Raw genomic sequence first — 12,773 nt, forward strand, 5'->3', positions numbered from 1 at the left:
TAACTTGGTATTTCCGGTTGCTCGAACAAGTAACCAATTGAGTCCCAAAACGTAAATAGCAGAACCCAGTTGAGAAGCAAACGGACTGAAGATAAGTGGAAAATAAGCTTTTTTGAGCTATTATTCATATCTTTCGAGATTACATTAAACAATAGAAAAGAACAAGTTTAATGGAAAAACCTCACTTCAAACTTTTAATCGTCATGTTTTGTCCCTCTAACCTAATGTTGGTATACACAAAGTTAACTGACCAAGATAATTCTTATAGGCCCAATATCTCATTAGGGTTAAAAACAACTATGCTTTTAATGGAAATCAAGATAGTTATTTTGATTCTAGATCAGTTATTTAAATTAAAATAGAGCCGTAGGAAATAAAAGAGAGAAGCGACATGTATATCGGAAGGCCTTTTTTACAAATATTTCTTTTTTTTAAAAAAACTGTCATTGCAGTTATCGCAATGTATATAGCACTTGCACTAAGAATCGACAATATGGAGCACTTTCCAATTAGCGGTGATAATGTTTTAGTCACTAAAATTTCTGTCTTAATCGCTGTTTTCGTCGCAATTTTAAATGCCTATCAAATTATTTGCGTATTCATCGAATTGAATCAAACCTTCAAAATAATTTATTTAAGCAGTTGCTTTTTAAGTAATGCTTCGATAATTATCGTCTCCGCTATCAATTTAAGATTATCCCCAGCCATGTATTTAGGAATATTCGCCGGAAGCCTCGGCCTTTTGCTTTTATTATGCGAATTCTACAAAAAACAGCAGTTGCTTGCCCGAGAAAAATAAAAGCCTTCGGTTTAGCTGATCAAAGCTAGCTGCCTAAATATTAAAATTATTTATTCTTTCATTCTTCGCGAAGATCGTTAATTGATGCGAGAAAATTTCCAATAAGGCTTAATTCATTTGCACTAAAACCCTTAGAAAAATTCAATAATCGTTGATCCATTTCTCGATGGTATTCTGCGTGCAATAAATGTATTTTTTCTCCTGTTTCGGTCCCTTTCAGATAGGTGTCTTTTTTGTTATCTGCAAGATGGTACTTTTCAATCAATTGCAATCGAAAAAGCTTATTGACTATTTTAGAGACTGCCCCCTGAGTAAAAGACAAATGTTTTACAATTTCTGAAATCCGTGAATCGTGATGCCGAATAACAGTACTTAAAACGTCCAGATCAGAAATTGAAAGTGAATTCAAAAGTTCGGCTAAACCATCTGAAACGGTGTGCTCTAATAAATAGTTCCTAACCTTTTCCGTATTATCGTAATTGCGATATCGGCGAAGTTCATGACTAATCTTTTTAAAATTGTTCATAAAATAAATTCCTTGGAATATATATTGACTTTTATTGTCTAAAGTACAATAATAATTATATTCCTTGGAATATAAAAAAGAAAGTGAGATACCACAAAAATGAAAACTGTAATTATTTTTGATCATCCCTACGGTATTACCGCCAGTCATAATCAGCCACACAAGCGTTCTTACTCTGCAGCTCTTGCTCAACAAGCAATCAAGGATCTGAAAGACAGTGGAAATAGTGTTGATATAATTGACCTGCAAAAAGACAATTTTAATCCAGTCATGGGCAAAAACGATTTATTAAATTGGCGAACGAAAAGTTTTGTCGATAAACAAAGTCAGAATTACTTTGATCGTCTGCAAGATGCCGACGAGATCATTTTCATTTTTCCAATTTGGTGGGAGATGATGCCGGCGTTGACGAAAGGATTCATTGATAAAGTTTTCGCCAAAGGACAGATAAAGAAAGCAAATGGTCATAGATTAATTTTGCCGGTCAAGACAAAAATACGTGTTTTAACAGCAATCGGAACACCAAAAATTATTTATAAATTTCATTATGGAAATCAATTGGGCAAAATGCTGAAACGCGGTGTCTTTGGAAAAATGGGTCTTAAGGATTTTAAAATTATTAATTTTAACGCTGAAGATCGAAGCAAAGAACAAAGAATTAATGATTTAAAAAAAATCAAAAAAATAATTTTATAAAATCAGGAAATTCTTCAAAACGATAACTAGCGGCAAAATTTTCAGGCTTTAAAAGTACCGTGAACAACAACTTTGGTTCCTTGGGAAATGTTTTTGTAAATCCATTTGGCATCCGGAATCGATAGGTGTACACAGCCATGAGAATTCGGTTTTTTGCCAAGTTCTTTTGCTTGAGAAACTATATATTTACCGTTCTTATCTGTTGGTACCGTGTGGAATAAATAAACACCATTGTCTTTCCAAGATACCCAATAACGAGCTCCCTCTTTGGATGACGCATTATAAAAGAATGTTCCCCGTTCTTTTTGAATTTTGTAAGTTCCCGTTGGTGTTGAATCATCAATTCCAGTCGAACAATACATTTCATATAGAATTTTATTGCCACTTTTTATATATACTCTCTGTTTGGCGATGGAGACATCTATCCAAACGTTTTTATATTTTGATAAAACCGGATAAGATGCTTTTTCAGAAGGTTTTTGCCAATCTGCAGCTCTCATTCTTGACTTGAATGAGGTTTCCTTCTTTTTGTCTCGAAGTTTCTTGGCTTTAGCCCTCGATGAGATAAGTTGATTTTTATAGTGTTCCCGATTAATTCCGTATCCGGCAGCTGATAAAAAAACCAAAAACAGGAAAAGATAAATAAAAATTTTTTTCCTTTGTTTTTTCAACATCAAACCTAAGTCTATCACAGTGTTTCTAAATCAATATAAAAAATTGAAAATTTTTTTCATTCTATAGATACCTGAACTATTTTTATTAAAGTTAGATAATCACTCTAATCGTCTTCATTTTTTTTTGCCGACAACTTTTGGTTAATTTCTTTAATATCATGGTTTATTTGGCTTTTAACAATTAGCCAAACAACTATATAAATGGAAATAAATCCAAGCGAACCACCAATTAAAGTTACATGTACATTATTGACATAGGCATAAATAAAAACAGTAAAAGCGGTCAAAAAGAAATGGATTATAAGTTGGGCAAGAAAACTCAAGTATTCGTCCATTTCGAAAATCAATGAAAATAAACCAATAAAAGCGCCAAGTAGAAGAACACTAAAAATCTCGAGTTTTGAAATAGGAAGCGTTTTGGAAAAAAGTTTTGAAATAAGATAGATTGATGAACTAAAGGCAATTCCAACCAAGACACCTCTGATAGCTTTCCTTGCAAGATCCATATTTATAAGCCCAGCCTCTCTTTTAAATTGATTAAATATCTCCTACTAACATTAATTTTTCTATCATTTTTCATGATCGCCGTCATGTTTCCAGAAAAGCCAGCTTCTAAAGATTGAAGATAATTAATGTTAATAACCGTGCCACGAGCTATCTGAACGAATCGGCGATCAAGTTTTTCCAAAGTTTTATAAAGTCGGCCCCGGGTCGTGTAAGCTGTTTTTTCAGAAAAAAATCTAAGTTCGTCTCCATAAACTTCGATTGCAACCAACGAATCCTGATTAATAAATTTAATTGCATTACCGACGTTGATCGAAATTATCTGGTCGAAGTGTTTATATTCTTCTATATAAGCGATTAATTGATTGACGTTATCCGAATAATCATGTGCAGTAACCTGCACAATCACCTCATTTTCCGATAATCTGTTGTTCGATAAGAACGAAATCTTCAAATCTTTTTCTCCAGTCCTAGTTGCTGAATATTATAACCTTCTATCTTTTCGCAGGCGATTTTCAAAAAATGATTTGAAAGCAACAATCAAAAGAGCGGCCAATAATGCAATGATCAGGACAGAAAATTCTTGAGTACTCGACGTCATTGATTGCCATTGATAGCCTATTCCCAACTGTTTTTTGAAATCGATTAATTCATTGTTCGATAAATGCTTGAAAGAAGAACTCAATTGATTATTCATTAAAAGGCGCCTATATAACGATGCCGAATAAGATCCTGGATAAATTTTGATCAGAGTTTGTGCAAAAGTTGGTAAAGAACCAATCGGAATGTAAATTCCGGAAAAGAAACCTGATGCCGTGCTGATAATTGAAGAAACAGTTGAAAGTGTCGTTAACTTTTTAATGAACGTAACGACTAGTAAGCTAATTGCTGAAGCACTAAAAGCATTAATAATCGCTAAACCCAACAAAGGCAAAAAAACATTTGTTTCCACTTCGATATTATCTGAATAAGCAAAATATCCCCACGCAGTTAAGAAAACAATTATTTGCATAATAATGCCAATAACAACTGCGCTTAGAAAATATCCTAATTGGATTAAAAAGGGTTTAACAAGGGTAATTAAAAAGTCCTGCAATTGTTGTTGTTCACGATCTTTTACCAATCGATTTATGCCCGCCAGAGTTGTTGTTGTAGCGGTTACAGAAAGCATTCCACCTATCAGCCAAGGATCAAGAACCTTCACTGTATGCGGAACTTCAGACCAATTTTTAAGCATTCCGTTTTTTAAAAAACAATATATAGACCCAGAACAATCAAAGAACTCAAAATCGAAAAGAAAAGTCCTGACCGATCTTTAAAATATAGTGTTAAATTGCGCTTCATTAATGAAAACATTAACGAATCTCCTTTCCTGTCAGTGATATAAAGACGTCATCCATTGTTCCCTGCCGAAATTCAAAATGATCAATTTGTTTTGCATATTTTGATAGCAAAGAAATTGCTTCTTGGGAACTATCGGTATCGATAATTAAACTTCCCTGCGACTCACGCAATTTGTTTCCCCAAGACAAATCTTTTTCAATAAAATCATTGTCTCCCTCAATCGTTAAAACATTTTTTGTATATTTCTGTTTTAGTTGGCTGGATGTCCCATGGGCAATCAAATGACCATGATCGATAATATAAACATCATCTGCTTGATCGGCCTCCTCCAAATAGTGAGTAGTAAGAAAAATTGTCAAATTTTCATTTTTTTGCATCGCTGACAAGGTCCCCCAAATCAGATTTCGGGTCTGAATATCCAAGCCAGTTGTCGGCTCGTCAAGAAATAAAATTTTAGGCCGATTAAGTAGAGCCCTGGCAATATCAACCCGACGTTTTTGTCCACCTGACAAGGAACCATAAGCCTGATTTTGAAATTCTTCAGCCTGAACAATTTCAATGACTTCATCAACTCTCTTTTTCGGTAGTCGCTGATATAGATTAGATCTGAAAAGCAGATTTTCTCTAACTGTCAATTCTTTATCAAGGATGCTTTCTTGAAAGACAATCCCAATATTTTTTCTAATTGCCTCCGGACTCTCTTCACCATCAACCAAAATTTTCCCCCCACTTGGTCTTAAAATAGTAGTTAACATTTTGATTGTTGTCGACTTGCCGGCTCCGTTAGGACCCAAAAAAGCGACCAGCGATCCCGCATTAACATTTATGTCGATATTGTCGACTGCTTTTTTCTTATCATAAATTTTCGTTAGCCTCGTTGCATTTAAAATTGTTGCCATTTGTTACCTCTTTTTTTAGTTATTCAACGTAAAAACAGCTTACCCAAAAAAAGATCCTCTAAATTGTAAATATAGATAAGTGGCAGTGATAATTTGATAAGTGGTAGAAATTATGATATTAAAATTTCAATAATAAATTAAAAAATGATAAGCCGGAAAACAGACAGAATTTCATTATGTATTAAAAAGCAGGGCAACATGAAATGGTCTGCTTTTTATAAATATCAGTTATTTTGAGGAGAAGTAGTTGCACGAATTGATTCTTTGACAGATTCGACGAGAGGCTAAAAAAATTAAAATCTTATCGTTTTTTTAAATCAAAAAGCGAACGAATCAAAAATCCAAAGGTAAAACCGGCAATCATATTAGTGGCCGCAAAAACAAGAACTTTCTTAGCCGGCAATCTCGTCTCGATAGTCAGAGCTTGTTGAAGCATATCACAGTCCTCTAGATCTTTATTTTTCATATCAATACCGCCTTTATTTTTTATACCTTGGAAACAAAATAGTTATTAAAAAACAGCCCCATCAACAGTGGCAGATCATATGGTTTTAACATAATCACTAAGACTGTCTAACATTTGTAAACACTAACTTTAAAGCAATAAGCTTTGATGTTTCATGCCACTAAATGTTGGTGGAAGCTGCTTTCCGGATTCCCGAGACCCTGTTCCCCTCTCAGGAAACACCTCTGACGAAACCAATCATCAGTTTCGATCTCGTTTAAACCCTATTTATATTATATCAGCTTTCACGATAAATTGAAAGCGCTTTCTATATAAAAGGATACAAAAAACTATGACAAACGTTTTTCTGCTTGATAATTAATTGGCAGCCATTGCAAAATATTTTCTATATATTTACTCCAGTAATACCATTCATGATCGCCGGGGTTAGTTTCATAAGAAACATCGTATCCCATTTTGCGCAGACGAGGAATAGCCTTTTCATTAGCACCATAAAAAAAATCCTGTTGTCCAACCCAAGCATAAAGTTTCGGTAGTTCTATGCCGGTGTTGGATTGGCGCTTTGCTAGTTCGAAAATATCATTTTTTGAACCGGAAAATTTATCAAGATCACCAAAAATTCCTTTCCAATAAGCTTGTTTTTCCATATCCAAAAAACCAGGATAATTTAAACTGGATATCAAGGTACCGGATAAAGAGGCTGCATAGCTGAAATAACTGCTCGAGAAAGCCAATTTAAAAGCGCCATAGCCACCCATCGACATGCCGGCGACAAAATGTTTCTTCCTTTTAGTTGAAATTTGTGGAAATAAACTGGCAACTTTTCTGGGCAGCTCCTGAGATATTGCATCGAAATAATTCATACCGTAATCAGTATTTGTATACCAGGCCAAATCGGCCGCAGGCATAATAACTGCCAACTTTGTCTGCCGGAGTAAACGTTCAATATCGCTTTTTCTCTGCCAATCAAAATGATTGCCGGACATGCCATGTAATAAATAAAGTACCGGCAAATCTTTCAAACTGTCATTTGTCCAATTTGGATTATGATCAGATTCTTCAGGCAAAAGAACGTTCATCACCCGATTCATTCCCAAAACCCGTGAATAATAATTAACTTCTAAAAATGCCATTTGTTTTTTGAAACTCCCTAATAAAAATTGAAATATTTGATAAATATAGATAAAGAATAATTCAGTAATTTTGAACTGTGAAAAAACTTATCAAATTTTAATTTGTTTGAAAACTTTTGCTGAAAAACAGTTGTCGCCAAGCACGAACTATAAAATTAGTTTCCTTGACCCTTTCGTTACTGTCAACTTTAACTGACAAATATTTCCCATAGAGAAAATCATTTGCTAGATTACTGCTTGTTTTTACTTCATCATATCCGATCATTTTTCCTTTAGATAAGGGATACGAAATATTTTTCTTAACTTTTATGCTGCTATAAACTAGACTTGTCTTTTTTTTCGGAACAAAAAGTGAATATCGATAGCTATTAATGGTTTTTACTTTTCCATTTTTTCCAGTAGCGGCAATTAGTTTGGCTGAGCCTTCGCTTTTTGCGATTTTCTTTATAGAACTTGCCTTATTAAGCTGTGAAAGCATCGAAACAGTTTGAACAAATCTGGTTGATTCATCAGTCATCGAGCCACTGCCTAAAACAACCGTAATTACTTTTTGGCCTTTGATTCTTGTTTCACCGATAAAATTCCCACCAATAGATTCGGCTGATCCTGTTTTAATTCCAGTGAATTTGTATGGAGACTTAATGTTCTTTAAAAGTTGATTCGTATTTTCGATTGTATAAGAAGACCCGCTGGTCGAACTGACGACCGCAGAAGATTTATCGGTAATTTTTCGAATTGAAGGAAAATCAAGCATCAAATGACGGGATACCTCTGCCAACTCTTTAGCAGATAATTTATTTTCAGCATCATCAGAAGCCAATTTATCTTTATAAGCTCCCATTTCTCCATTTGTCAATCCAGCCGGTGAATATATTTTTACTCCCTTGATATTCCATGAGGAAAGAAGCTTTTCCATTGCTGTCTCGGTTTTTGAAACACTTCCAGTAATCGCCGCTCCTAAAGCAATTGCAGCACCATTTCCCGACGGTAGCAAGGCATCCTCCAGCAACTCCTTAATCGTATATGAGCGAGTAGCACTCAAAGGTACATTAGTAATGGTTGTTTCCTGACTAATTGCCACAATTCCGGATGGGATTTTAACTTTGGTGTTTAAAGATATTTTATTTTCTTTTATTCTTTTTTCAACCAGATAAGCAATTAACAGCTTGCTTATAGACGCAATCGGATAGCGTTTATCAGCATTTTTCGAAGCAAGAATCTGTCCGGTTTTTTCATCTATTACAATTGCCCCCTTCGCCTTGATTGAAGGAGTAATAATTGCTGCTTTCACTTTTAAAACGTTGATTGAAAATACTGTAAAAAAAGCAAACAAAGATAATATGAATTGCTTAAAGGTTTTCAGTTGCACTAATTTTTCCTTTCCAGTTATAAAACTTGTTTATTCAATTGATCAATATTACTAAATAAAAACCACCAATCAAATGGTGTTTTTTTGCTTTCATGAAAAAGGTCAAATCCACCCACTAAAGTCAGATTTTCTGACGGTCTGTTTTCAATCAACAAAAGAAATTAGTGATAATAGAGATTAATTTCATTTGTTCTACCAAACACAATGATCAATGTAGTCAAGAAAACTTAAATAAAATTAAACTGGATATTAAATAAAAAATAAAACCGTCGCTAATTAATAACGACGGTTCGCGCAATGAAAAAATAATCTGAAGCTCAAATGTTCAATTAAAAGCTATGTTTATGTAGTCACCTATTTGGCTACAAATAAGATGCTAACATCAAATTATCAAGTTTACATAAAAATAAAATTAACTATAAATAAAAAATATCGAATAATATGTTCTGACGCCAAAAAGTAATTTCTGATTTTTACCCAATAAAATTGGAAAATAATTCATCGTAAAAATGCGTAAATTAATATAACTGTTTTCTTTGAAACTCCTGTCGCCACTTATAGATTGTCGTCGAACTAATACCGATATAATCAGCAATCGCCGAGTAGGATATGCCTTCCTTGCGCATTTGATAAGCCTTTTGTTTCTTTTGGTATATATTTAGCTTTTTGGTTTTGTTTGGGTCAAGCAATTCTTTTTTATGATCACTGTCTGATAAGTGATCCCACAAATCACGAACTTTTATCGCCAAATCTCCGTAACCGTGTTCTGTCGAAAAACGAATCGAATCTTCAATTTCAGTTCGATATGATCTTGGCGTGAAATGATCCTGCTTTTGTAAATCCAATAGTTTGCTGGCTAAATCTGTTAGGTCGGTCACGGCTGTCTCCTCTCTTAAAAACGTTCTTCTCATATGAATGAATCAGTTTTCATTACTAAATAAATACATGAGTAGTTAACGTTCTAAACATTTAAAATTCTAATATTTGAAAACAATTTTTTCTATTAAATGAAGATTAGATATTGGCATAATTTTTTTAATTTTTTTCAAATACAACCAAAAAATGATCCAAAAGGACAATTCCAATAGCGATATTAATATTTAACTTCTTGGCGAAAAATTCCCATTAGATAGCTATCATGATATTTTCCATTAGCAAAAAAATGTTTTCTGAGTTTCCCTTCTTCAACGAAACCAATTTTTTTGTATATGTGAAGTCCTTTAACGTTATCTACGTCAACGTATAAATATACTTTGTACATATTCAATGTATTGAAAGCATAATCCAACCCTTTTTTCATAGAAATTGTTGCAATACCATTTCCACGAAACGCTTTCTCGATAATAATTTGAATTTCGGTAGTTCTGTGGATAAAATCAATATCTACAAGTTCGAGAATACCGGCAAATTCACCATCCTTATCAACCACAAAACGACGCTCCCGATCATCATGAATATGCTTATCGTATAAGCTAACTAACTCATCAAATGATTCGTAAGGTTCTTCGAACCAAAAAGCCATCGTCGTTCTCTCATTATCCAATTTGTGGACAAGATCTAAGTCCTTTCTCTCCAACGTTCTAATTTTTATCTCCATTTATTTGCTCCTACTTTAAATCGTCCATAACCTATATGCATTAATTAAATTTTACACAATCAGATTACCTCAAAGAATGTCTTTAAAACTTAACGAAAAAAGATCGGTTCTCATCAAAAACAAAGTTTTGCTATTATTAATCACAAATAAAAAACATTTTTAAGAACTTGTTGGGAGGAAAATTATGCCATTGAAAAATAACAAAAGTAAAAAACAAGGGCAAATCAAAAAAACGATTAAAGAAACTAAAGAAATTCTTTCAAACGCTAAAGATCTCGCCGAAGACCGAGCCGAAGACATTAAAAAGAACTTAAATAATGAAGATGATGAGGAAAGCAAAAAGCAAAAAAAATAAGTAGATAAAAATTATTTAAAAAAAGAGCAATCGAGTCTTTTTATTAATCGTTTAGTCAACACATCAGTTCCAAACGGACTGTTTTTAATAGTATTAGTGATTTATCGACTAGCTATTTCTGAAAGTCCGGATAAAACTCCAGGCAGTGAAAATAATACACATCAACAAAAAAAGTATATAAGTGATCGCTGATATTTGGATAAACATCAAAAAGAAAAGATATAAAAACGATAATGTTTCCATAACTAAATCCTAAGAAGCTGGGGTTAAATAAATATATATTTAAGGATAAAAGAATATTAATCAATTCCATTAAAAAGGATTTTTAAGAATATTTAATTTCAAAATTGTTTTCTTGTGCTTAAATACGAATATGAAAAAAAGTTACAAATACTTTTTAAGATTGCTTATTTTAATTATTGTGCTGGGCTCTTTATCATGGATTGGAGTTATCTTTAATCGGCAACTGGCGATGCAAAGCAAAATAAATTTAAAAATTAAAAATAATTTGTCATATAAAAAAAGTCAAAAAAGCAGTTATGGAGAAACAGATTTAAAAACAATCAAAAGTATTAGTTATGACATATTTTGGAAAAAAATAACAATTAAAATTAAAAACGATCTGCTACAGGAGACTAAAGCCAAGAGAAAGAAAGTTATTTTAGCCGGAGAAAACATCGTTGCCAAATCTATTTCAAAATATAACAAACAGCAACATTTGAAATCTTGGAATTGGTATCGCTCGACAAATGTCTATTCAGGTAAAGAAAAATTAGCTTCGTCTTATGTAAAAAATAATAAAGCTTATATAAAATGGAAAAAATAATCCAAATTATTTTTCCTACTATTGGAAACAATTGATACTCTAATCGCATAGCCATTAAACTACAATTACCAAATCTCTTCAGTGAAAGCGTAGGAGCAATCATTAAAAGTCTGATCGGTGGTTATTTTGGAATGTTGGCTTTGGTTGATAATTTCTCAAGGTTTAGGAAACGAAATAAATTTTGCTTCACTTAAGTACAAAAAATCGGTTTCAAAAAGTTTTTATGTGCGCCAATATATTCAACGATAGTTGCTTTTACTTCGGTCTTTTATATCTATTCCTATCCATAAAATAAATTAAAATTCAGTGTATTAGTAATTTATTTTCCACAAGACCAATTCCCAATCTTGTGTTTGGGCCAGCCTCGTATATTTAATATGGCGGTCATCCCTTGCTCCAAACGCAATTGGAAAAAAATGTCAATTTGGCAAAATGCTCTAGTCTAAATCCTAAAAGTCAGAAGTAGACGATAGAATTAAGCAGCAATATTGAACAAATATTTAATTACGCCTTATCTTATTCCCATAAACATATTAAAAATTATGTACTTGAAGCAACTATTTTATTTAACGCCCCTCCTTTAAATAAATAAGAAACATTCATATTAATAAAACAATTAAAAAAGGGTCTCTAATCAAGCTGTCTTTTAACATGTTTGAAGGTTTTTGCGGAGTCTATTCCTAAAGTATTGAAGAATTTGAAATGATCAGAATAGTATTCAAAAGAATCTTGGAATTAAATTATTTTAAATTTCAACGATGCCTTGGCCGATTGAACCAATTTTTTAGTTGATCTTCACTGATATTAAAAGATTTTTTTGACTCTTGGACAAAATCATTCCAGGCTTTTTCTTTAAGCGCTTGATTACTGCCACTTAAATGGACCTGGCGCCTATATCGTTGTATCATTTTTTGGAAATCTACTCGGTCTTTGCCAGACATATCAAGGTAGGTTTTAATTCCTTGACTCGGCATTTTTTCAACTTCTTTGAAATCGGTACGATCATCGTTAATTGTTAGAAAAGATCTGATTGGAATTGCTAAATACAAAAATAAAGCAATTTTCGGTAAAAATAAGGCCAAGAATATCAAAACAATATTTAAAATAGTTTGTTGATTATTATGTTTCCCGTAAATTGAATAATAAACCCGCTGCATATCGCTCTTATTGGAATATTTGGAATGAATAAGGTCTATTGCTATCCACCGAAATATAAATTCAATCATTAAATACAAAAGCCCATAAAGTATAACCGTGGCTGAAATAGCATCTTCAGTCATCAATTTAGTAAAAGTTGGAATCAGCGAAAGAAAAAATACTAAAATAAGTTCTCTTAATATAATACCCTCGGATACTTTTTCAACTTCGGAAAATAAAACCGCATGTTGATATCATATGTTCGCCAAAAAACAAAAACTTACTAAATAAACACCAATAGATATGAATAAGTTAACAAAATCAATTTGCCTATTAACTATTTTGATTGGCAATTCCAGAACCATGACTGTCGCAATAATTGCCAGAATTGCATCAACGAAAGTATCGAGTCTGTCTTTTATTTTCTCTGAATTCATTCAAAATCCTT

Annotated in this window: 17 protein-coding genes; 4 read left to right on the plus strand and 13 right to left on the minus strand. The window is 32.8% G+C overall.

Annotation, left to right across the window (positions count from 1 at the left end; translation table 11 throughout):
* Positions 1–391: 391 nt before the first annotated feature.
* Positions 392–799 carry a hypothetical protein gene (locus J3U91_RS06720; protein ID WP_002818583.1) on the plus strand — a complete coding sequence of 136 codons (408 nt, stop codon included), beginning with the start codon at positions 392–394 and terminating at the stop codon, positions 797–799.
* Positions 800–857: 58 nt separating this feature from the next.
* Here the strand turns inward: J3U91_RS06720 and J3U91_RS06725 are convergent, their stop codons facing one another.
* Positions 858–1,325 carry a winged helix DNA-binding protein gene (locus J3U91_RS06725; protein ID WP_002818582.1) on the minus strand — a complete coding sequence of 156 codons (468 nt, stop codon included), beginning with the start codon at positions 1,323–1,325 and terminating at the stop codon, positions 858–860.
* 99 nt (positions 1,326–1,424) lie between these two features.
* Here J3U91_RS06725 and J3U91_RS06730 point away from each other — a divergent pair, with 99 nt between their 5' ends.
* On the plus strand, positions 1,425–2,021 hold the full coding sequence (locus J3U91_RS06730; RefSeq protein ID WP_002818580.1) for an NAD(P)H-dependent oxidoreductase: 597 nt from the start codon (positions 1,425–1,427) through the stop codon (positions 2,019–2,021).
* 41 nt (positions 2,022–2,062) lie between these two features.
* Here J3U91_RS06730 and J3U91_RS06735 read toward each other — a convergent pair whose 3' ends face one another.
* The 10 genes from J3U91_RS06735 to J3U91_RS06780 form a co-directional block, all read right to left on the minus strand.
* Positions 2,063–2,695: a L,D-transpeptidase gene (locus J3U91_RS06735; protein ID WP_002818578.1), complete on the minus strand. Its 633-nt coding sequence runs from the start codon at positions 2,693–2,695 to the stop codon at positions 2,063–2,065.
* A 104-nt stretch (positions 2,696–2,799) separates the two neighbouring features.
* Entirely contained in the window at positions 2,800–3,201 is a 402-nt protein-coding gene (locus J3U91_RS06740) for a DUF3021 domain-containing protein (protein ID WP_002818576.1), read from the minus strand.
* A gap of 2 nt (positions 3,202–3,203) precedes the next feature.
* Entirely contained in the window at positions 3,204–3,653 is a 450-nt protein-coding gene (locus J3U91_RS06745; RefSeq protein WP_002818574.1) for a LytTR family DNA-binding domain-containing protein, read from the minus strand.
* A gap of 30 nt (positions 3,654–3,683) precedes the next feature.
* A complete protein-coding gene (locus tag J3U91_RS06750) occupies positions 3,684–4,436 on the minus strand; it encodes an ABC transporter permease (RefSeq protein WP_002818572.1) in 753 nt (250 codons plus the stop codon).
* A 118-nt stretch (positions 4,437–4,554) separates the two neighbouring features.
* Positions 4,555–5,442, minus strand: a complete 888-nt coding sequence (locus J3U91_RS06755) for an ABC transporter ATP-binding protein (RefSeq protein WP_002818571.1) — start codon at positions 5,440–5,442, stop codon at positions 4,555–4,557.
* Between the two features lie 301 nt (positions 5,443–5,743).
* Positions 5,744–5,908, minus strand: coding sequence for a hypothetical protein (locus tag J3U91_RS06760; protein ID WP_002818570.1), 165 nt, complete (start codon positions 5,906–5,908; stop codon positions 5,744–5,746).
* 329 nt (positions 5,909–6,237) lie between these two features.
* On the minus strand, positions 6,238–7,041 hold the full coding sequence (locus J3U91_RS06765) for an alpha/beta hydrolase (RefSeq protein WP_002817398.1): 804 nt from the start codon (positions 7,039–7,041) through the stop codon (positions 6,238–6,240).
* Positions 7,042–7,138: 97 nt separating this feature from the next.
* A complete protein-coding gene (locus J3U91_RS06770) occupies positions 7,139–8,410 on the minus strand; it encodes a D-alanyl-D-alanine carboxypeptidase family protein (protein WP_002818569.1) in 1,272 nt (423 codons plus the stop codon).
* A 518-nt stretch (positions 8,411–8,928) separates the two neighbouring features.
* Complete coding sequence (locus tag J3U91_RS06775) at positions 8,929–9,288, minus strand: helix-turn-helix domain-containing protein (RefSeq protein WP_002818567.1); 360 nt, start codon at positions 9,286–9,288, stop codon at positions 8,929–8,931.
* A gap of 215 nt (positions 9,289–9,503) precedes the next feature.
* Positions 9,504–10,007 carry a GNAT family N-acetyltransferase gene (locus J3U91_RS06780; RefSeq protein WP_002820281.1) on the minus strand — a complete coding sequence of 168 codons (504 nt, stop codon included), beginning with the start codon at positions 10,005–10,007 and terminating at the stop codon, positions 9,504–9,506.
* A 184-nt stretch (positions 10,008–10,191) separates the two neighbouring features.
* Here J3U91_RS06780 and J3U91_RS06785 point away from each other — a divergent pair, with 184 nt between their 5' ends.
* Both J3U91_RS06785 and J3U91_RS06790 read left to right on the plus strand, forming a co-directional pair.
* Positions 10,192–10,362, plus strand: a complete 171-nt coding sequence (locus J3U91_RS06785; protein WP_002818565.1) for a hypothetical protein — start codon at positions 10,192–10,194, stop codon at positions 10,360–10,362.
* A gap of 373 nt (positions 10,363–10,735) precedes the next feature.
* Positions 10,736–11,188, plus strand: coding sequence for a hypothetical protein (locus J3U91_RS06790; RefSeq protein WP_002818561.1), 453 nt, complete (start codon positions 10,736–10,738; stop codon positions 11,186–11,188).
* 752 nt (positions 11,189–11,940) lie between these two features.
* Here the strand turns inward: J3U91_RS06790 and J3U91_RS06795 are convergent.
* Positions 11,941–12,468, minus strand: a complete 528-nt coding sequence (locus J3U91_RS06795) for a hypothetical protein (RefSeq protein WP_011677541.1) — start codon at positions 12,466–12,468, stop codon at positions 11,941–11,943.
* Between the two features lie 111 nt (positions 12,469–12,579).
* Entirely contained in the window at positions 12,580–12,762 is a 183-nt protein-coding gene (locus tag J3U91_RS06800; protein WP_002818556.1) for a TMEM175 family protein, read from the minus strand.
* Positions 12,763–12,773: the final 11 nt, after the last annotated feature.

This window comes from Oenococcus oeni (assembly GCF_020510245.1).
GTDB classification, from domain to species: domain Bacteria; phylum Bacillota; class Bacilli; order Lactobacillales; family Lactobacillaceae; genus Oenococcus; species Oenococcus oeni.